Annotated in this window: 19 protein-coding genes; 14 read left to right on the plus strand and 5 right to left on the minus strand. The window is 75.4% G+C overall.

The window, feature by feature from the left end; all coding sequences use genetic code 11:
- Positions 1 to 259 precede the first annotated feature (259 nt).
- The 7 genes from BLS21_RS20305 to BLS21_RS20335 all read left to right on the plus strand — a co-directional run bounded on the left by BLS21_RS20305 (position 260) and on the right by BLS21_RS20335 (position 6727).
- A complete protein-coding gene (locus tag BLS21_RS20305) occupies positions 260 to 1048 on the plus strand; it encodes an ABC transporter ATP-binding protein (protein ID WP_091222824.1) in 789 nt (262 codons plus the stop codon).
- Positions 1036 to 1902: an ABC transporter ATP-binding protein gene (locus BLS21_RS20310; protein WP_245700617.1), complete on the plus strand. Its 867-nt coding sequence runs from the start codon at positions 1036 to 1038 to the stop codon at positions 1900 to 1902. Before BLS21_RS20305 ends, BLS21_RS20310 begins: the two co-directional genes overlap by 13 nt.
- Positions 1899 to 2789: a branched-chain amino acid ABC transporter permease gene (locus BLS21_RS20315; protein ID WP_091222826.1), complete on the plus strand. Its 891-nt coding sequence runs from the start codon at positions 1899 to 1901 to the stop codon at positions 2787 to 2789. The genes BLS21_RS20310 and BLS21_RS20315 overlap by 4 nt, the downstream gene beginning before the upstream one ends.
- Complete coding sequence (locus tag BLS21_RS20320; RefSeq protein ID WP_091222829.1) at positions 2782 to 4032, plus strand: branched-chain amino acid ABC transporter permease; 1251 nt, start codon at positions 2782 to 2784, stop codon at positions 4030 to 4032. The genes BLS21_RS20315 and BLS21_RS20320 overlap by 8 nt, the downstream gene beginning before the upstream one ends.
- Positions 4029 to 5273 (plus strand): ABC transporter substrate-binding protein, encoded by a 1245-nt coding sequence (locus tag BLS21_RS20325; RefSeq protein WP_091222831.1) that lies wholly within the window; start codon positions 4029 to 4031, stop codon positions 5271 to 5273. Before BLS21_RS20320 ends, BLS21_RS20325 begins: the two co-directional genes overlap by 4 nt.
- Positions 5274 to 5446: 173 nt before the next feature.
- Positions 5447 to 6340 (plus strand): endonuclease I family protein, encoded by an 894-nt coding sequence (locus BLS21_RS20330; RefSeq protein WP_217636221.1) that lies wholly within the window; start codon positions 5447 to 5449, stop codon positions 6338 to 6340.
- A gap of 78 nt (positions 6341 to 6418) precedes the next feature.
- Positions 6419 to 6727, plus strand: coding sequence for a hypothetical protein (locus tag BLS21_RS20335; protein ID WP_091222834.1), 309 nt, complete (start codon positions 6419 to 6421; stop codon positions 6725 to 6727).
- 99 nt (positions 6728 to 6826) lie between these two features.
- Here the strand turns inward: BLS21_RS20335 and BLS21_RS25325 are convergent, their stop codons facing one another.
- On the minus strand, positions 6827 to 6973 hold the full coding sequence (locus BLS21_RS25325; protein ID WP_175479662.1) for a hypothetical protein: 147 nt from the start codon (positions 6971 to 6973) through the stop codon (positions 6827 to 6829).
- On the opposite strand from BLS21_RS25325, the gene BLS21_RS20340 reads away from it, so the two are divergent.
- The gene (locus BLS21_RS20340) at positions 6972 to 7340 is read left to right on the plus strand and encodes a substrate-binding domain-containing protein (RefSeq protein ID WP_217636222.1); all 369 of its coding nucleotides are present in this window, start codon (positions 6972 to 6974) and stop codon (positions 7338 to 7340) included. The two genes, BLS21_RS25325 and BLS21_RS20340, sit on opposite strands and share 2 nt — an antisense overlap.
- A 39-nt stretch (positions 7341 to 7379) precedes the next feature.
- On the opposite strand, the gene BLS21_RS20345 is transcribed toward BLS21_RS20340, so the two are convergent.
- Positions 7380 to 8513, minus strand: a complete 1134-nt coding sequence (locus tag BLS21_RS20345; RefSeq protein ID WP_091222840.1) for an MFS transporter — start codon at positions 8511 to 8513, stop codon at positions 7380 to 7382.
- A 139-nt stretch (positions 8514 to 8652) separates the two neighbouring features.
- Here BLS21_RS20345 and BLS21_RS20350 point away from each other — a divergent pair, with 139 nt between their 5' ends.
- Positions 8653 to 9864: an acetyl-CoA C-acetyltransferase gene (locus tag BLS21_RS20350; protein ID WP_091222842.1), complete on the plus strand. Its 1212-nt coding sequence runs from the start codon at positions 8653 to 8655 to the stop codon at positions 9862 to 9864.
- An 83-nt stretch (positions 9865 to 9947) separates the two neighbouring features.
- Entirely contained in the window at positions 9948 to 10721 is a 774-nt protein-coding gene (gene fabG, locus BLS21_RS20355) for a 3-oxoacyl-ACP reductase FabG (protein WP_091222845.1), read from the plus strand.
- A 44-nt stretch (positions 10722 to 10765) separates the two neighbouring features.
- Here fabG and BLS21_RS20360 read toward each other — a convergent pair whose 3' ends face one another.
- Positions 10766 to 11602: a DUF1206 domain-containing protein gene (locus tag BLS21_RS20360; RefSeq protein WP_091222848.1), complete on the minus strand. Its 837-nt coding sequence runs from the start codon at positions 11600 to 11602 to the stop codon at positions 10766 to 10768.
- A gap of 185 nt (positions 11603 to 11787) precedes the next feature.
- Positions 11788 to 12651, minus strand: coding sequence for a DUF1206 domain-containing protein (locus BLS21_RS20365; RefSeq protein WP_139177236.1), 864 nt, complete (start codon positions 12649 to 12651; stop codon positions 11788 to 11790).
- Between the two features lie 97 nt (positions 12652 to 12748).
- On the opposite strand from BLS21_RS20365, the gene BLS21_RS20370 reads away from it, so the two are divergent.
- The 4 genes from BLS21_RS20370 (at position 12749) to BLS21_RS20385 (ending at position 16725) form a co-directional block, all read left to right on the plus strand.
- Positions 12749 to 13372, plus strand: a complete 624-nt coding sequence (locus BLS21_RS20370) for a hypothetical protein (protein ID WP_139177238.1) — start codon at positions 12749 to 12751, stop codon at positions 13370 to 13372.
- Positions 13373 to 13445: 73 nt separating this feature from the next.
- The gene (locus BLS21_RS20375) at positions 13446 to 15071 is read left to right on the plus strand and encodes an SIR2 family NAD-dependent protein deacylase (RefSeq protein ID WP_091222858.1); all 1626 of its coding nucleotides are present in this window, start codon (positions 13446 to 13448) and stop codon (positions 15069 to 15071) included.
- Positions 15072 to 15187: 116 nt separating this feature from the next.
- Complete coding sequence (locus BLS21_RS20380; RefSeq protein WP_091222861.1) at positions 15188 to 16423, plus strand: cytochrome P450; 1236 nt, start codon at positions 15188 to 15190, stop codon at positions 16421 to 16423.
- 98 nt (positions 16424 to 16521) lie between these two features.
- On the plus strand, positions 16522 to 16725 hold the full coding sequence (locus BLS21_RS20385; RefSeq protein ID WP_091222864.1) for a hypothetical protein: 204 nt from the start codon (positions 16522 to 16524) through the stop codon (positions 16723 to 16725).
- A gap of 107 nt (positions 16726 to 16832) precedes the next feature.
- Here the strand turns inward: BLS21_RS20385 and BLS21_RS20390 are convergent, their stop codons facing one another.
- Positions 16833 to 19160, minus strand: a complete 2328-nt coding sequence (locus BLS21_RS20390) for a HelD family protein (protein ID WP_091222867.1) — start codon at positions 19158 to 19160, stop codon at positions 16833 to 16835.
- Positions 19161 to 19262 lie beyond the last annotated feature (102 nt).

Genomic DNA, 19262 nt, shown 5'->3' on the forward strand with positions numbered 1-19262 from the left:
CACGACGTGATCCGCTCGGCGGCGGGTCCGTCGTACTCGTCCGGAAGTTGGGCTCTGCAACCTGAATGCGCTGGTGGGGAGCCCGTCACCAGTTCAGGTCACCTACAGATCACGATCCGGGTGGACACTGGACGGATCGGCGCGCCGTGCGCCTACAGTCTGCGGCCATGTGCCTCAGCTCACAGGCCGATGCCGTTCCACGGCGCGGCCCACGACGGACACCGGCCGACCCGTCGGGGACGACCGCGGAGCGGCCCGCATGCTGATCATCGACTCGCTGCGGGTGACCTACGGCGGCGCTGTCGAGGCCGTGCGCGGCGTGACCATGGAGGTCCCCGACGGCAAGGTCGTCGCGGTCCTCGGCAGCAACGGCGCCGGCAAGAGCACGCTGCTCCGGACCATCTCCGGGACGCTCCGGCTGCACCGCGGCCGCGTGGACGAGGGCTCGGTGCACTTCGACGGCGAGGCCCTCACCGGCCGCGACCCCGGGCAGATCGTCCGCCGGGGCGTCGTCCAGGTCCCGGAGGGCCGGCGGATCTTCGGCCGGCTCACCGTCGAGGAGAACCTGCGCGCCGGCGGGATGGGCAACCGGGACCGCGCCGCCAAGGCCGCCGCGCACGCCCGGGTGCACGACCTGTTCCCCGTGCTGGCCGAGCGCAGCGGACAGCGGGCGGGGCTGCTCTCCGGCGGTGAGCAGCAGATGCTGGCCATCGGCCGGGCGCTCATGGCCAGCCCCAAGCTGCTGCTGCTCGACGAGCCCTCGCTGGGGCTGGCCCCGCGGGTGATCGGCCAGATCGGCGAGGTGGTCGCCGAGATCAACCGGCAGGGCACCTCGGTGCTGCTGGTCGAGCAGAACGCCACGATGGCGCTGGGCGTGGCCGACCTGGCCTACGTCCTCGACGTCGGCCGGGTGTCGCTCTCCGGGCCGGCCGAGGAGCTCGCCCGCACCGACGAGGTGCAGAGGCTCTACCTCGGCCACGGCGACCCGGGGGCCTCCGGGCCGGTCGGCCGCCACTCCCGCCGCACGCTCTCGCGGTGGACGGCGTGACCGCGGCCGCGACCGAGACCCGGTCCGACGTCCCGCCGGTCGAGGTCGAGCACGTCAGCGTCCGCTTCGGGGCCATCCAGGCGCTCAACGACGTCTCCTTCACCGTCGCGCCGGGGACCATCCACGCGGTCATCGGGCCCAACGGCGCCGGCAAGTCGACGATGTTCAACGTCCTCTCCGGCGTCTACAAGGCCGCCTCGGGGGAGGTCCGGTTCGGCGACGTCCGGCTCGACCAGATGCGCCCGTTCCAGATCGCCGGGGTCGGCGTGGCCCGCGCGTTCCAGAACATCGCCCTCTCCGGCGCCCAGTCGGTGGCCGAGAACCTCATGCTCGGCCGCCACCACCTCACCAAGGCCGGGTTCCTCTCCTCCGGGCTGCGGCTGCCCCGCGCCACCCGGGAGGGGAGGGTGCACGGCGAGCGGATCCGGGAGATCGCCGAGTTCCTCGACCTCGGCGACAAGCTGCACACCCCCGTCGGCGTGCTGTCCTACGGCGACCAGAAGCGGGTCGAGGTGGCCCGGGCGCTGTGCACCGAGCCGCGCCTGTTGCTGCTCGACGAGCCGGTGGCCGGGATGAACGCCGAGGAGACCAGCCGGATGGCCGAGGCCATCCGGGAGATCCGCTCGGCGCTCGGCATCTCGATCGTCCTCGTCGAGCACGACATGGGGATGGTCATGTCCCTGGCCGACCGGGTCACCGTCCTGGACTTCGGACGCCGGATCGCCGACGGGACCCCGGCCCAGGTGCAGGCCGACCCCGAGGTCATCCGCGCCTACCTCGGCTCGGGCGACGACGACACGCCCGCCGAGGCCGCCGCCCACCACACCACCGAGACGCCAGGGACCACCTCGTGACCCAGTTCCTCTCGCTCCTGCTCAACGGGTTGTCGCTCGGCGCCATCTACGCGCTGATCGCGCTCGGCTTCGTGATCATCTTCAAGGCCAGCGAGGTCGTGAGCTTCACCCACGGCTCGCTGCTGCTGCTCGGCGCCTACTCGATCGCGCGGCTGTCCGAGCCGCTGGGCTTCCTGCTCGCCGTGCTCGTCGGCCTGGTGGTCACTGCGCTGGCCGCGTTCCTGATCGAGCGCCTCATCATCAACCGGCTGCGCGGCGCGCCCGTGATCAGCCTGGCGATCGTCACCATCGGCGTCGACATCATCCTGCTGACCGAGCTGATCCGGCGGATCGGCCCGGACATCCTCAACGTGCCGCACCCGTGGGGCGGGGAGTCGGTCCGCATCGGCGGCATCGGGATCACCCAGAACCGGCTGATCGCCATGATCGTCGCCGGCGTCCTCATCGCGCTGTTCTTCGTCGCGTTCAAGTACTCGAGCTGGGGCGTGGCCATGCGCGCGTCAGCCGAGGACGGCGAGACCGCGGCGCTGATGGGCATCCGGCAAGGCCGGGTCTCCGCGCTGGCCTGGGTCGTCGCCGGCGTCCTCGCCGGGGTGGCCGCGCTGTTCCTGGTGGGCAGCCCGACGCCCGGGGTCAGCTCGGCGGTGTACGCCACCGCGCTGCGGGCCTTCCCGGCGGCGATCCTCGGCGGCCTGGACTCCACCGGCGGCGCGCTGGTGGGCGGGCTGCTCATCGGGCTCGCCGAGTCCCTGGCCGCCGGCTACCAGGAGCAGCTGCTCTTCCTCGGCCGCGGCTTCGGCGAGGTCGTCCCCTACGTCGTGATGATCGCCGTCCTGCTCGTCCGGCCCTCGGGGCTCTTCGGCACCAAGGAGCTGACCCGTGTCTGAGCAGACCGTCTCGCGCCCGGCGGGGGGCTCCCGCGCGGCGTCGTCCACGCCCGCCCGGCCGGCCCGGACCATCCGCCGCGGCACCGTGGTCAAGTGGGTGCTCATCGCCGCGCTGCTGGTCTTCCTGCTGGTCTTCCCGCTGTACTTCGACGAGTTCTGGCTGCGCACCGGCTTCGCGGTGTTCGGCGCGGCCATCGGCGCCATCGGGCTGAACCTGCTCGTGGGCACCACCGGCCAGCTGTCCCTGGCGCACGCCTTCTTCCTCGCCGTCGGCGCGGTCAGCTACACCTACATCTCGGGGGAGTCCGGCGGACTCGGCACCCGGGCCGCGCTGCAGGGGCTGGGCCTGCCGCCGATCGTCGGCATGGTCGTCGGCGTGCTGCTCGCCGGGCTGGCCGGGCTGGTCTTCAGCCCGATCGCGGCGCGGCTGCGGGGCATCTACCTCGGTGTCGCCTCGCTGGGGCTGGTCTTCATCGGCGTCCACGTGATCAACACCTGGACGCCGGTGACCGGTGGCTTCAACGGCCGCGCGGCGCCGGAGTTCTCGCTGTTCGGCTTCACCTTCGGCAACAGCGACCCGCAGCTGTGGGTGCTGGGCGTGCCGTTCCGGGAGGCCGAGCGGCTGTGGTACCTCGGGCTGGTCCTGGCGCTGGCCGCCTACGTCTTCGCCCGCAACCTGCTGCGCAGCCGGCCCGGCCGGGCGTTGCAGACGCTGCGCGACAGCGAGGTCGCCGCGTCGGTCATGGGCGTCAACGTGCAGGCCTACAAGGCGCGGGTGTTCCTGGTCAGCTCGATGTACGCGGGCCTGTCGGGGGTGCTCTACGCGCTGTCCATCGGCAGCATCGCCCCGGAGTCCTTCACGCTCGTCGTCTCCATCCAGTACCTGGCGATGATCGTGCTGGGCGGGCTGGGCTCGGTGGGCGGCGCGGCGCTGGGCGCGCTGTTCGTCACGGCGCTCCCGCTGCTGTTCCAGCAGTACGCCGACGTCCTGCCGCTGGTCAGCGCACCGGGCCAGGGCGGCATCTCCGCCGGTTTCGCCGCCCGGTTCCTCTACGGCGCCGCGATCATCCTCATCGTCCTGTTCGAGCCCGCCGGGCTGGCCGGCATCGCGCAGCGCCTCACCCAACGCCTCCGCCGGGGCCGTGCGCCCGCCCGCGGGGGAGCGACCACCCCACCCCCGGAGCAACCCGGCTCCGCACCGACCCCCTCCGTCCGTCCATCGCAAGGGAGCGACACCAGATGAGAACAGGCAAGGCACTGCGCACGACCACCGCGGTCGCCGCGGCCGTCGTCGTGGCGACCGCCGGCTGCAGCACGCGGGCACCGGAGTCCGGCGGCGGCGGAGGGGGAGAAGGCGGCTCCGGCGGCGAGGTCCTGACCGACGTCGGCATCGAGGGGACGACGATCACCCTCGGCGTCCTCACCGACCTGACCGGCGTGTTCGCCGCGCTCGGCCAGGACATCACCAACGCCAACACGCTGTTCTGGCAGGACAACCAGGTCTGCGACACCTACACCGTCGAGCTCGACGTCCAGGACACCAACTACGTCCCGCAGAACGGCGTGCAGCTCTACAGCGGCATGGAGCCCAACATCCTGGCGATGCAGCAGACGATCGGTTCGCCGATCAACACCGCGCTGGCGCCGGAGTACGAGTCCGACCAGATCGTCAACTTCCCGTCGGCCTGGGCGCGCACGCTGACCGAGATCCCCGGCACCGGCGTCGTCGGCGCCACCTACGACGTCGAGCTGGCCAACGGCTACTCCTACCTGTTCGACCAGGGGCTGCTGCAGGACGGCGACACCGTCGGCCACATCTACTTCGAGGGTGAGTACGGCGAGAACGGCCTGGCCGGCAGCGAGGCGGTGGCCGAGGAGCGCGGGCTGACGATCATCCCCCAGCAGATCAAGTCGACCGACCAGGACATGACCGCGCAGATCACCCAGTTCGCCGCGGCCGGGGTCGACGCCATCGCCCTGACCGTCGCGCCGACGCAGACCGCGTCCGCGGCCGGCGTGGCGGCGGCCCAGGGGCTCAACGTGCCGATCATCGGCAGCAACCCGGTGTTCGCGCCGGGCCTGCTGCAGGGGCCGGCCGCGCAGGCGCTCAAGGACAACCTGTACGTGGCCAGCCCGGTGTCGGCCTTCGACGCCCAGCCCGAGCTGCTCGCGCAGTACCAGGAGGCCTACCCGAACGTGCAGCCGAGCCTCGGCGTGCTCGTCGGCTACGGCATGAGCGCGATCATGAAGCAGGTCCTCGACGCGGCCTGCGAGAACGGTGACCTCACCCGAGCGGGCGTGGTCAACGCCTTCAACGAGCTGCAGGACGTCGACACCGGCGGCCTGGTCGTCCCGATCGACGGCTTCGAGACCGGACGCTCGCCCAGCCTGCAGAGCTTCATCCTGCGGCCGGCCGACGTCCCGGGTGGCGCCACCGTCGTCCAGGAGGCGTTCGAGGGCGAGTTCGCAGAGGGCCTGCGCTGACCCTGCGGTGAGCCTCCGACGGCGCCCCCTCCTCCGGGAGGGGGCGCCGTCGCGCTGCGGGAGCCGGGTCGCGGACCGGTCCGACGTCCCTGCGTGCTCCGACCAGCGCGGGGGCGCGCCGACGTGACCGAACGTTGACGCCACGGTGACGCTCCCCGGGTAGGTGTTGCCCGGTGAGCGCCGCCGACGTCCTGCAGATGCCCGGGCTGACGGCGGCCGACGTGGCGGCCTCGCTCGCCAAGCTGGCCGAGGCCCGGGAGCGGGTCTACTACGACGCCGATGCCGATGCCGCCGCCGCGGACAGCTACTACGGCGAGGTCGCGCCCGAGCAGTTCGCGGACCTCGTGACGCGCACCCACGTGCGCAAGTCGGCGTACAAGCCGGCCAGGGAGCTGTACCCCTGGGTCGACCTGCAGCCCACGGGGAAGCTCCGGAGCCTGTACACCAGCCACGAGTGGGACCCGGAGGAGCTGATCCGCGCCGACCTCGCCATCGCCGAGGCCCGCGTCCAGGAGCTGACCTCCCGGCTCGGTGCCCCGGAGGCACGGGATGCCTCCGAGGTGCTGCGCGAGGTGGAGGATGCGTTGCCGTTCAACTGCGAGCACGTGGTCCCGCAGAGCTGGTTCACCAGACGGGAGCCGATGCGCGGAGACCTGCACCACCTGTTCGCGTGCGAGACCCGCTGCAACGGCTTCCGCGGCAACACCCCCTACGACGAGTTCGAGGACTTTCCCGAGCCGGCGGCCGGCCTGGCGCGCGACGTGGTGCGGGACGACTGCGGCAAGAGCGGGGCGAACCGGTTCGAGCCGGCACACCGCAAGGGGCCCGCCGCCCGGGCCGTCCTCTACTTCCTCCTGCGCTACCCGGGTCTGGTGGACGCCGGCGAGATGCCGCCGGAGCGCAAGCGAGTGCTGGTGGCCTGGCACGAGGAGGAGCCGGTCACCGAGTGGGAGCGCCACCGCAACGCCGCCATCTCCGAGCGGCAGGGGAACCGCAACCCCTTCATCGACCACCCCGAGCTGGCCCGCCGCCTGGTGCCGCTCCTGGGACCGCCAGGGGGTCCTTGAGGCCGTGCTCGACGCCGGTCGGCGCGGGAGGCTGACGAGACCGCCCGACCCCGGCTGCACAGGAGAACGGAGTTCGCCATGACCCACGGGCTCGTCATGGACGTCCCGGCGCCGATCGAGTTCTACGACGCCGTGCACGCCGAGGTGGCGCGACGCAGCACCGGCGGGATCGACGGCATGCTGCTGCACGTCGGCCGGCCCACGACCACCGGTTTCCAGGTGCTGGAGATCTGGGAGTCCAAGGAGAAGTGCGACCGGTTCTTCGCCGAGGTCGTCGGACCCGCCACGGCCTCCGTGTCAGGCGGCCAGGCGGCCCCCGGCCAGCCGGTGGTGGAGGAGTTCGTGCCGCGCGGCCTGGTCGTCCCCAGCGCGGCCATCGCCTTCTGATCGTCCCCCGGTGTACCGCAGCCTCCCGGGCGTGGCGGTCCGGCCGTCGTCCCGACGGCCGGACCCGCCGCCTCCGTCAGGCCGCGGCCCCCACGGGGATCACGCGCGGGTGGTCCGCACGCCGCAGTCGCTGTAGTAGCGGTGCGTGCGCACCGCGATCGGTAGGGGCGCGGGGTACATGTCGTGTTCCACGATCGCCGTCAGCGGGACGCCGAGAGCGTCGAGGTCCGCGAGCAGCGCGGGCATGTCCGGTTCCCCCTGGGCCGGTTCGACCGAGGACGAGGGAGCCGACGCGGCCCAGCTGCTGCTGTCGGACCGGCTCCCGACCGCGGTCGTCGCCAGCAACGACCTGTCCGCCATCGGCCTGCTCGACTGCATGCTGCGAGCGGGTGTGCGCGTGCCCGATGACCTGTCCGTCGTCGGCTACGACGACTCGCGTCTCGCCCGGCTGCCCGGCATCGACCTCACCTCGGTCCGGCAGGACGTGCCGCGCATGGCCGAGCTGGCGGTCCGGGCCGTCGTCCAGCGGCTGGACTCCCCTCCGCGTCGACCGGAGGACGTCGCGCTGCCCCCGCAGCTCGTGATCCGCGGCACGACGTCCCCACCCCGATGACGAGGTTCCCGGACCGGACGAGTGTGGGGGCGCGTCCCGCTAGAGCCGGCCGCGGTGCGCCACCGGCAGGAGCCGGACGGCGAGCAGCCCGGTGAGCGCCGCGGCGACGCCCAGCGGCACCCAGGCCGGCGCCGAGCGGGTCGCGGCTGCCATCAGGAACGGGACGGCGAAGCCCAGGTAGGCGCAGGCCAGGAAGACCGACGTCAGCTCGCCCCGGCGGGTGGGCGCGGCCAGCCGGCCGGTGACCGTGAGCCCGGCTGCGAGGCACAGGCCCCCGCCGGACCCCAGCAGGGGTGCCGCGGCCAGCAGCCACGGCCAGGCGCCGGTGGCCACGAACAGGGCCGCGGTCGCGTACCCGACCGCACCGAGGGCGGCGCCGGTGACGGCGGTCCACGACCCCAGCCGGCGCTGCAGCCCGGCGACGAGCGTCCCCGCGCCGAGCGTGACGCCGGCGAGGACGCCCGTCACGGCGACCCCACCGGCCGGCAGCTCGCCGAGCAGCGGGACGGCGGAGATGACCGACGACGGGAACGCGTAGACGCAGACCGCGACCGGGGCCAGCACGGTGGCCGCGAGGCCCAGGCTGCCCGGCGGCAGCAGCGGGACGGCTGGATCGCCGTCGTCCCGCCGTCGGCCGGGCAGGACGACGGTCTCCGGCACCCGCACCGCCAGCACCAGCCCCACGCCCACCAGCACGGAGTGCAGCAGGTAGGGCAGCACCGTGGGCGCCGGCGCGAACTGACCCAGCAGCCCGCTGGTGAGCGGACCGAGCGAGAAGCCCGCGGTCATCGCGACCGCGGCCCGCCGCCCTCCGGCCCCCTCCCCGGAGGCGGTCGACAGCTCGGCGACCCAGGCGCTCGCGACGCTGAACACCACGCCGCTGACCACGCCCTGCAGGAACCGGGCGGTGAACAGCAGCGCCAGCGACCCGCCGGCCGCGGCGAAGGCCAGTGACGCCAGCCCGGCGAGGACGACGCCGGGGAGAGCGACGCGGCGGCGGCCCAGCCGGTCCGAGAGCGGGCCGGCCAGGAACAGCGCCGGGACCAGACCCGCGGCGTAGCAGCCGAACAGCGCGGTCAGCACCTCGGCGGAGAGATCGAGCCGCTCCTGGTAGACCAGCAGCAGGGGCGTCGGGACGTTCGTGCCGGCCGCGACCGCGAACAAGGTGAACACCGCTCGCCTCCAGGCCACCGCGGCAGGCTACGGAGAGCGCGCCGACTCCGCGCGCGACGTGCGGAGAGGCCGCCGCGACACCGCCGTCCGCCCGGGGGCAGACTCACGGGTGCCGACGGCGACGAACGAGGAGGACCCCGTGCGCGATGCGGTCATCTGTGAGCCCCTGCGGACCCCGGTGGGCGGCTTCGGCGGCTCCCTGCGTGACGTCCCGGTGCAGGACCTGGCCTCGACGGTGATCCGGGCGGTGGTGGAGCGCACCGGGCTGCCGCCGGAGTCGGTCGACGACGTCCTGCTCGGGCACTGCTACCCGACGATGGAGGCCCCGGCGCTGGGCCGGGTCGCCGCACTCGACGCCGGGCTGCCGGTGACCGCGTCCGGGATCCAGATCGACCGCCGCTGCGGCTCGGGCCTGCAGGCGGTGGTCTACGCGGCGATGGCTGTGCAGACCGGCGCGTCGGAGGTCGTGCTGGCCGGTGGCGCGGAGTCGATGAGCAACGCGCCGTTCTACTCGACCGCGATGCGCTGGGGCGTCAAGGCCGGCCCGGGCGTGCTGCTGGCCGACGGGCTGGCCCGCGGCCGGGTGACCGCCGGCGGGCAGAACCACCCGGTGCCCGGCGGGATGCTGGAGACCGCGGAGAACCTGCGCCGGGAGTACAAGATCCCCCGGGAGGAGCAGGACGAGTACGCCGTCCGCAGCCACCAGCGCGCCGCCGCGGCCGCCGAGGCGGGCCGGTTCGCCGAGGAGATCGTGCCGGTGACGGTCAAGCAGCGGAAGGGCGAGGTCGTCGTCGACCGCGACGAGCACATCCGCCCCGACTCCAGCGTGGAGACCCTCGCCAAGCTGCGCCCGATCCTGGGCAGGGACGACCCCGAGGCCACCGTCACCGCCGGCAACGCCAGCGGGCAGAACGACGGCGCGGCCGTCTGCGTGGTCACCAGCCCGGAGAAGGCCGCGGAGCTGGGCCTGCGGCCGCTGGCGCGGCTGGTGTCCTGGGCGGTGGCCGGGGTGCCGCCCAAGACCATGGGCATCGGGCCGGTGCCGGCCACGGCCAAGGCGCTCGCGCTGGCCGACGTCAAGCTCGCCGAGGTGGACCTGATCGAGCTCAACGAGGCCTTCGCCAGCCAGGTGCTGGCCGTCACCCGCGAGTGGGGCTTCACCGACGCCGACTTCGAGCGGACCAACGTCAACGGCTCGGGCATCTCGCTGGGCCACCCGGTGGGCGCCACCGGCGGGCGCATCCTGGCCACCCTGACCCGCGAGATGGCCCGCCGCGACGCCCGCTACGGGCTGGAGACGATGTGCATCGGCGGCGGCCAGGGCCTCGCCGCCCTGTTCGAGCGGGTCTGAAGAAGGCCCTCCCCACCGCTCGCGAACCCGCGCCGGGCCCTGCAGGGGGCCGGCCCTCCCGCTCACCCCACAGGAGCTGCCGCATGTCCGAGTCCCGCCCCACCGACCAGCAGCGCGTCGCGATCGTCACCGGCGCGGCGCGCGGCATCGGCGCCGCCACCGCGCAGCGGCTGGCGCAGGACGGGTTCGCCGTGGCGGTGGTCGACCTCGACGAGTCCGCGGCCGCCGCCACGGTCCAGGCCATCGAGGCCGCCGGCGGCCGCGCCCTGGGGGTCGGGGCCGACGTCGGGGACGCCGACCAGGTGCAGGCCGCCGTCGAGCGGGTCGTCGCCGAGCTCGGCCCGCCGGTGGTGCTGGTCAACAACGCCGGGGTCACCCGCGACAACCTGCTGTTCAAGATGACCGACGCCGACTGGGACCTCGTCATGCACGTGCACCTGCGCGGCTCGTTCCTCATGACCCGGGCGGTGCAGCAGCACATGGTCCGGGCCGGCTGGGGTCGGGTGGTCAACCTGTCCAGCACCTCGGCGCTGGGCAACCGCGGGCAGGCCAACTACGCCACCGCCAAGGCCGGTCTGCAGGGCTTCACCAAGACCCTCGCCCTCGAACTCGGCAAGTTCGGCGTCACCGCCAACGCGATCGCCCCCGGATTCATCCAGACCGAGATGACGAGGGCGACCGCCGAGCGCATCGGCCGCAACTGGGAGGAGTACGTGACCGAGCGGGCCGCGGCGATCCCGGTGCAGCGCGCCGGCACACCGGCGGACATCGCGCACACCGTCTCGTTCCTCGTCAGCGAGGAGGCCGGGTTCGTCTCCGGCCAGGTCGTCTACGTCGCCGGCGGCCCCCGCACCTGAGGCGACGGCCTCCCTGCAGGGGCGGGCGGCAGGGAGGTCCTCCGTCAGGTGCGCTCGGGGTAGCGGGCGCGGACGAAGCAGTAGGCGCCGAAGGCCGCGATGCCGATCGCCACCAGGGTGAGCAGCACCTTGCCGAAGGGGGCGCCGAGGATGGTGCGCAGCGCGCCGTCGAGGCCCGTGGCCCGGGCCGGGTCGAAGGTGGCGGCGGCGTAGACCAGCAGCCCACCGACCACACCGAGGGAGACGCCCTTGGCGGGGAAGCCGGCCTGCCCGAGGCGGGTGACCAGGCGCGTCGTCTGCGGCGGGGCCTGGCCGAGGTCGACCTCCTGCAGGAACCGCTTGGAGACGCCCTTGTGGACGAGGTAGACGCCCACGCCGATGACGACGAGGCCGACCAGCCCCACCAGCCAGCGCCCGGCAGGCCAGCCGAAGACGCCGGCCGCCTGTTGCTGACCCCCGCCGCCACCGCCGCTGGTGGCGGTGCGGACCGCCAGGACGGCGAGCACGGTGTAGAGGACGGCCTTGGCCACCGCCTTGACGGTCTTCTCCACGGCCTTCTTCCGGGCGTCCCCGGACGACGACAGCCGGCTGCGCCAGCGCAGCACCTCCGCCGCCTGCCAGGCCGCGAGCGCGATCAGCCCGACGGCCAGCAGCCACAGCAGCGGCCGGCCCAGCGGCTGCTCGGCCAGCGTGGCCAGCGCGCCGGCCTGGTCGGCGGACTGGCCGCTGCCCCCGCCCCAGGCCAGCTGCAGCGCCAGCCAGGCGACCAGCAGGTGCACCACGCCGTACGCGATCAGGCCGATGCGCGCCAGGTGCTCGAGGGCGTCGCTGTCGCCCGCCCGGCCCGCAGCTCCCGCCGCCCGCCCCGTCATGCCGCCCATGGCCGGCTCCTCCCACCCCACAGCACCGTCCCCGTGACCGTCCCCGTGGGGTGATCAGCGTGGCACAGCGGGGCCCCCGCCGCCGGGTCCGCGCTCCGCCCCGTTGCTGCGGCGAGACCGCCGATCCCGCCGCGGTGGCCCCGTCCAGGGGCTCGGCGCGAGCCCGAGGGCGGAAACGGGGTCCTTCAGCCCACGGGGTGCCGGGCGCGGGTCAGGCAGTACACCGCGAAGGCGGCCAGCCCGACCGCCACCCCGGTCAGCACCCAGGCGCCGTGCGGCTGGGCGGCCACCGCCCGCAGCGCGCCGTCCAGACCCGTGGCCCGCGCCGGGTCGAACGTCGCCGCCGCCCAGGCCACCATCGCGCCGACCAGCACCAGGGCCACGCCCTTGAGCACGAAGCCGGCCTGGCTGGCCCGGTGCGCCACGGTGCAGAGCGCGGGGGAGACGGTGGAGAGGTCGATCTCGTCGAGGAAGTCCGACCGCAGGCCCTTGCGCACGTGGTAGACGCCGATGGCGACGACGGCTCCGCCGATGGCGACGACCAGCAGCTGGCCGCCGGGCCAGGCGAGCACGCCGCGCACCGCCCGGGTGTCCGTTGCAGGATCGCTGCCGCGGCCGAGGGCGACCCGGGCCGCCGAGACGGCGAGGAAGCCGTAGGCCAGCGCCGTCCCGACCGTCTTGACCAGCTGGACGACCGCGCGCCGCCGGACGGGGCCGGGGGCGGGCAGCCGGCGGTGGTGGCGGAGCACCTCGACGGCCTGCCACACGCACAGCCCGGCGAGCCCCGCGGTCAGCAGCCACAGCAACAGGGGGCCGACGGGGGAGTCCGCGACCAGCGCCATCGCCCCGTCCTGGTCGACGGCGGCGCCGCGGTCGGGCGGCTGCGACCGTCCGGCCTGCCAGGCCAGCTGCAGGGCCAGCCAGGCGACCAGCAGGTGCAGCAGCGCGTAGCCGACCAGGCCGACCCGGGCCACCGTGCGCAGTGCCGCGCTGTGCGCGGCCCGGTGCGCCAGGGGCGCACCCGCCGTCCGATCCGCCTCGGTCGCCACTCCGCTCCCCGCTCCGCCGGCCGCGCAGCTGCGGCACACCTCGCAGGGTGACACGGCTCGCGCCGGGACGCCCGGACGGTGGGGGACACTCTGGGGCGTGGCGAGCGGTGCAGCGATGACGGCGGTGGAGCGGACGAGTCCGGAGCAGGCCCGGCGGGCGTGGCCCCGGTGGCTGGCCGGTGGGGTGGCGCTCCTGGTCGTCGCGGCGGTCGCGGTCTCCTGGGCCGACGGCGGTGCGCGGCTGGTGCTGGGCGTGGCCGGCGCGCTGGTCGCCTGGCGCGGTGGGCAGCTGGCGGCCGGGAGCGGCTCCCGGGCGCGGGGGTGGGCGGTCGCCGCCGCCGGCGTGCTGGGGATCGCGCTCGCCTCCGCCTCCGCGGGTCTGGCGAGCTGGGCGCTGCTCCTCGCCGTCCCGGCCGGGTTGCTCGTCGGCGCGCTGACCCTGCTCGGCCGCGGCGGGGCGGTGCGCCGCAGCGGTCAGGCCGCCCTCGTCTGGTGGGCGCTGGTCACCGGCCTGCTGGTGGTCACCGGGCTGGTCGCCGGCTGGGCGCGCGCGGCCGGCGGCGCCACCGTCGTCGGGGCGCTCGGGATGGGCGTGCTCGGCGTCGTGCTGCTCGTCGGCTCCTCGAGCCTGCGCGCCATCGCCGCGCAGCCGGCACCCGTCAGGCCCGCCGCCTGCGCCGGGTGCGCCTGCGGCGCCGGGGGCTGCGGCATCCCGCGCTGAGCGCCCGGCCCGGCCGGGCAACGCCCGATCCGGTGCCGGTTCACCCCCTGCCCGGCGGGGCACCCCTCCGGCCGTGAGCGGACACGTCTTCGTCGTCGGGGCGGACCTCCGGCGGCTGGTGTGCGACGACGTCCTCGTACCCACCGACCGGTCGCTGCGGGTCACGCCCGAGTGGCGCCGGCTGCTGCCCGACGACCTCGTGGGCAGCGAGGACCACGACGGCGTCTGCCTCGACCTCGCCTGGGACGGCGGCGAGCGGGTGCTCGAGGTCCCCGGCCGCCGCGCCGGCGAGCCCGGGCGGCAGCTGTGGCTGGTCGACACCGTCGACGAGCGCGAGCGCGACCCCGAGGACGCGCTGCGCTGGCTGGTCGACGGCGCGCGGGAGGCGCTGGCCGCCGTCGCCCGGCGGGAGGTGCCGGCCCCGGTGCACGGCCGGGTCCGTCGGCTGGTCGCGCTGCCGGCGCTCGGGACCGGCTGGGGCGGGGCGGCCGGGCAGCGCGGCACGCTGCTGCAGCGGCTGCTGCCGGTGCTGCGCGAGGCCGCGGACGGGCACGACGTCGACGTCGCGCTGGTGCTGCGCGGGCCCAGCGACCTGGCCGCGGCGCAACGGGTCCGCCGCGCCGAGGCGGGCAACTGGGACCTGCCCGGGCACCTGTGGGAGCTGGCCGAGGACCTCGGCGAGCGGGCGGGCCGCGGGCAGCTGGCCGTCTTCGTCGGCGCGGGGGTGAGCGCCGCGGCGGGCCTGCCCACCTGGGAGCAGCTGCTCGACGAGCTGGCCGAGCGGTCGGGGCTGGACGACGCACTGCGGGCCGGGTTGTCCCGGCTGCCGGCCCAGGACGCGGCCGCGCTGCTCGCCCGCGAGCTCGGCCGCGAGCAGCTGGAGACCTTCGTCAAGGAGCGGTTCGGGCCCGGGCACTACGCGCTGGCGCACGCGCTGATCGCCGACCTGCCGGTGCAGGAGTTCGTCACCACCAACTACGACCCGCTGGTCGAGCTCGCCGCCGCCGACATCGGCCGCGACCTCTCGGTGCTGCCCTTCGACGAGGCCGCCCCGGGCCGGCCGTGGCTGCTCAAGCTGCACGGCGACGCCGCGCACCCCGAGAGCGTCGTGCTCACCCGGGAGGAGTACCTGCAGTTCGGCGACACCCGCGCGGCCCTGGCCGGGGTGCTGCACTCGCTGCTGCTCACCCGGCACGTGCTCTTCGTCGGCACCTCGATGCAGGACGACGACCTGATCCGCATCGCCCACCAGGTGCGCAGCGCCACCCGGGCCCCGGGCGCGGCACCGCGGCAGCGCAGCGGCACGGTGCTGGCGCTGCTGGAGGACCCGGCCCGCGCACGGCTGTGGGAGCAGGACGTGCAGACGGTGGCGATCGCGCCGGCCGACATCCCACCGAGCGAGGCCGCCCGGCTGCTGGAGGTGCTGCTGGACTGCATCGGCTGCCTGTCCACCCCGCCGACCGGCTACCTGCTCGACCCGGCCTACCGGGGCATGCTCTCCGACGAGGAACGGGCCCTGGCCGAGGCGCTGCAGCAGGTGGAGCGCACGGTGCCCGAGGGGGCGTCGTCCTCGGCGGTCGGCGAGGTCACCGCGCTGCTGCGCCGGCTGGGCTCGCAGGTGTGCGCGCCCGGCGAACCGCCGTCGGACGAGGCCAGCGCCCCGCGCGACGACCGTCTGCAGCAGCAGCGCCCCGGCTGAGAGAGGACCCCTCTGCCCCTCACCGCTCGCGGGCTCGGGGCGGGACCCTGCAGAGGGCCGCCGTCTCGCACACGCCCGCTGTGTGAGGGGACGCGGGCCTGGGCAAACGGGAGCCCGTGCGCCGACCCCGACTCGAGAACAGCCCGCTCCTGATCGCCAAGGGCTACGGCTGGCTGCCCGACGCCCGGCGGGCGCGGGGCCGCCGCACCGTCGCCGCCCGGCTCGGCGGCCTGCCCGTCCTCGGCATCGAGGGCCCCGCCGCGGCCCGGTTCCTCTACGACGAGCACCACGTGCGCCGCTCGCACGCCATCCCGGAGCCGGTGCAGGGCACGCTGTTCGGCAAGGGCGCTGTGCACACCCTCGACGGCGAGGCGCACCGCATCCGCAAGGCGATGTTCGTGGGTCTGCTGATGGACGGCGACCGGGTCGCCGCCCTGGTCGACGCCGCCACCGCCGCCTGGGACGCCGCGGCGCCCGGCTGGGCGCGCCGCGGGGAGGTCGTGCTCTTCGACGAGGCCGCCGGGGTGCTCACCCGCGCGGTGTGCGACTGGGCCGGCGTCCCGCTGTCCGACGACGAGCTGCCCTCCGTGGCCCGGGACCTGACCGCGATGGTCGACGGCTTCGCCACCGCCGGACCCCGGCACTGGCGGGCCCGCCGGGCGCGCGGCCGCCGCGAGGCGTGGCTGGCCCGGTTGGTGGAGGACGTGCGCAGCGGCGCGGCGACGGTCCCCGACGGCTCGGTCGTCGACGTCGTCGCCCGGCACCGCGACGCCGACGGCGAGCGGCTCGACCCGCACACCGCCGCGGTCGAGGTGCTCAACGTGGTCCGGCCGACCGTGGCGATCAGCTGGTTCGTCGCCTTCTCCGGGCACGCCCTGGCCCGCTGGCCGGAGTACGGCGAGCGGCTGGCCTCGGGCGACCCCGCGTTCGCCGAGGCGTGGGCGCACGAGGTGCGGCGCTTCTACCCGTTCGCGCCGTTCATCGGCGGGCGCGCGCCGCGCGAGGTCGAGTGGGACGGCGAGCGGGTGCCGCAGCACTCGATGGTGCTGCTCGACCTCTACGGGCAGGACCACGACCCGGAGCTCTGGGGCGACCCGTACGCCTTCCGGCCCGAGCGGTTCCTCGGCCGCGGGATCGGCGCCTTCGAGCTCGTGCCCCAGGGCGCCGGTGACCCGCGCACCAACCACCGCTGCCCGGGCGAGCAGGTCACCGTCGCCGTCCTGTCGGCGCTGGCCGTGCGGCTGGCCCGGCTGGAGGCCGACGTCCCGCCGCAGGACCTGTCCATCTCGCTGCGGCGCATCCCGGCCAAGCCGGCCAGCGGCGTGGTGCTGCGGGTCCGCAGGACCCAGTGAACCGGACCGGTCGCGCAGCGTCACCGGCGCACGGGAGCGGCCGCGGGGTGTCGCCAGCGCGTGGTCTCATCGCAGGGCCGTACGGACGAGGGGGCGACATGGGCAGGTGGCTGGCGCCGCTGGTGGGCGTGGTCGGGCTGCTGACGCTCGTCGCCGGCGTGGTCTGGGCCGAGCTGGACAGGGACACCATGGGCGGTGTGCCGCTGGTCGGCGTCGGCGGCGTCCTGCTCGTGGCCGCGGCCGTCGTGGCCGCCTCCGTCGAGGTCGCCACCCGCCGCCGGGAGGCGCTCCCGCGCCACTGACCGGCCGGTCCCAGCCCGCCCGCAGGCGGGAGGACCCCGTCCTCCTCACCCCTCGCACGCTCGGGGCGAGCCTCGGGACGGGGCCGGACGGGGGAGGTGGTCCTCCCTCAGGCGAGGCGAGCGAGCTCCGCGGGCAGGTCGCCGGGGGAGAGCACGCCGAGCCGCTGGGTGGCCCGGGTGAGCGCCACGTAGAGGTCGTTGTGCCCGCGCACGCCCTCGTCGAGGACCCGCTGCGGGTCGACGACGAGCACCGCGTCGAACTCCAGGCCCTTGGCCTCGCCCGGCGTGAGCACCACCGGCCCCCGCGACGAGTCGGCGTCCGGACCGCAGGACACGCCGTCCACCCGGGCCGCGACCGCGGCGGCGAGCTCGGGAACCCGGCCGGCCGGCGCGATCACGGCGGTGGTGCCCTCGTGCCCGGCCCACTCCTCGACCACCTCGGCGGCCCGCGCGGCCAGCCCGGCCTCGCCGGTCACCTCCGCCCAGGGCGGCACGGTGCCGGGCCGGACCGAGCGCGGGGCGCCGGCCCCCGTGCCGCCCGCGGCGAGGACGTCGGCGGCCACGGCCATGATCTCCGCGGGCGTCCGGTAGTTGACCGTCAGCTCCTCCAGCCGCCAGGCGTCGCCGACGTGCGGGCGCAGCGTCTCGTCCCAGGCGGCGGCGCCGGCGAGCGTGCCGGTCTGGGCGAGGTCGCCGACGGCGGTCATCGACCGGGTGGGGCAGCGACGCACCAGCAGCCGCCAGGCCATGGGGGAGAGCTCCTGGGCCTCGTCGACCACGACGTGCCCGAAGGTCCAGGTGCGGTCGGCGGCGGCGCGCTCGGCGGTGGTGCGGGTGTCGAGCGCCCGCTGCCGCTCGGCCAGCTCCTCGGCGCTGATGAGGTCGCCTGCGCTGAGCACCTCGGCCTCCAGGTGCTCGTCCTCCAGGTCGATGGAGCGCGAGCCGTGCAGCACGTCGAGGGTCTCCTGCGCCTCGGCCAGCCGGCGCCGGCGGTCCCGCTCGGCGCGGGCCCGCTGCGCGCTGTCGTCGAAGCCGAGCAGCTCCTCGGCCTCCTCGAGCAGGGGGACGTCGGCCGGCGTCCACTGCTGGGACGACGTGGCCGACCCGCGGGGGCGGTGCAGCAGCGCGCGCGTCGCGTCGTCCCAGCCCGGGGTGGCGGCGGCGACGCGGGCCGGGTCGGCGAACAGCTCGGTGAGCAGCCGCTCGGGGGTGAGCACCGGCCACAGGTCGTCGATCAGCAGCCGGACGGCGGGCTCCTCGGCGACCTCGCGGCGCAGCGCGGCGGTGTCCTCGCGGTCGAACAGGTCCGCGCCGCCGTCGATGCCCGTCCCGATGCGCTCGGCGTAGCGCCGGGTGAGCAGGTCGACCACGCGGCGGGCGAACACCGGCCGGGCCAGGTTGTGCAGCCGCTCGGCCCTGCGGGCGGCGTTCTGCGCCCGCTTGACGTCGATCGGCCGCAGCCGCAGCGCGAACCCGTCGACGGTCACCTCGCGGGGGCCGTCGGGCACCACCTGGCGGTCGGCGACGGCGCGCTCGAGCACCCCGACCATCTCCAGCCGCCCCTTGACCGCGGCGGTCTGCGGCGACTCGGTGCCGCGGGCGTCGAGGCCGGGGCGCAGCTGGCCCAGCCCGGCCAGCAGCACGCCGGTCTCGCCGAGGGAGGGCAGCACGTCGGCGATGTAGCGCAGGAACGTCGGCGTGGGGCCGACGACGAGCAGGCCGCGGCGGGCCAGCCGCTCGCGGTACGTGTAGAGCAGGTACGCCGCGCGGTGCAGCGCGACCGCGGTCTTGCCGGTGCCCGGCCCGCCCTGGACGACCAGGACGCCGCGGTCGTCGGCGCGGATGATGCGGTCCTGCTCGGCCTGGATGGTGCGCACGATGTCGGTCATCCGGCCGGTGCGCGCGGTGTCGAGGGCGGCCATCAGCGCGGCCTCGCCGGTCAGGCCCGACCCGGCGGCCCCGTCGGTGAGCACGCCGCCGTCGAGGACCTCGTCGTCGAGCCGGACGACGGTCCGCCCGCGGGTGCGGATGTGCCGACGGCGCGCCACGCCCAGCGGGTGCACCGGGGTGGCGGTGTAGAAGGGCCGCGCCGCGGGCGCCCGCCAGTCGACCAGCGCGGGGTCGCCACCGGCGTCGTCGGCGGCCAGCCCGATCCGGCCGATGTAGAGCGGGCCGTCGTCGGTGCGGTCGATGCGGCCCACGCACAGGCCCGCCTCGGCGGCGTCGAGGGCGGTGACCCGCTCGGTCTGGAAGCGGACCGTGGCGTCGCGCTCCTGCAGCGCCTGCGGGTCCACCGCCGGCCAGGAGATGGCCTGCTTCAGCCGTCGCTCGGCCAGGTCGCGGGCGGCGTCCAGGCGGCCGTAGAGCTCTCGGACGTACTGCTGCTCGGTCTCGATCTCGGGATGGGGTACGGCCTCGGGCTGCGTCGTCGACACTGCGCGTCTCTCCGTCGGTACTCGTCTGCGGCAACAGACGAACGTCCATGGTGCCCGCGCATTCCCGCTGCCGGGTCCAGGCGCCGCCGTGCGGTCGGCCAC

Source organism: Geodermatophilus siccatus, assembly GCF_900103785.1.
GTDB classification, from domain to species: Bacteria; Actinomycetota; Actinomycetes; order Mycobacteriales; family Geodermatophilaceae; genus Geodermatophilus; species Geodermatophilus siccatus.

Coding starts and splice junctions, on each gene's coding strand:
- BLS21_RS20335 (WP_091222834.1), top strand. CDS start 6,419: ATGACCCACGGGCTCGTCATGGACGTCCCGGCGCCGATCGAGTTCTAC.
- fabG (WP_091222845.1), top strand. CDS start 9,948: ATGTCCGAGTCCCGCCCCACCGACCAGCAGCGCGTCGCGATCGTCACC.
- BLS21_RS20305 (WP_091222824.1), top strand. CDS start 260: ATGCTGATCATCGACTCGCTGCGGGTGACCTACGGCGGCGCTGTCGAG.
- BLS21_RS20340 (WP_217636222.1), top strand. CDS start 6,972: ATGTCCGGTTCCCCCTGGGCCGGTTCGACCGAGGACGAGGGAGCCGAC.
- BLS21_RS25325 (WP_175479662.1), bottom strand. CDS start 6,973: ATGCCCGCGCTGCTCGCGGACCTCGACGCTCTCGGCGTCCCGCTGACG.
- BLS21_RS20360 (WP_091222848.1), bottom strand. CDS start 11,602: ATGGGCGGCATGACGGGGCGGGCGGCGGGAGCTGCGGGCCGGGCGGGC.
- BLS21_RS20385 (WP_091222864.1), top strand. CDS start 16,522: ATGGGCAGGTGGCTGGCGCCGCTGGTGGGCGTGGTCGGGCTGCTGACG.
- BLS21_RS20325 (WP_091222831.1), top strand. CDS start 4,029: ATGAGAACAGGCAAGGCACTGCGCACGACCACCGCGGTCGCCGCGGCC.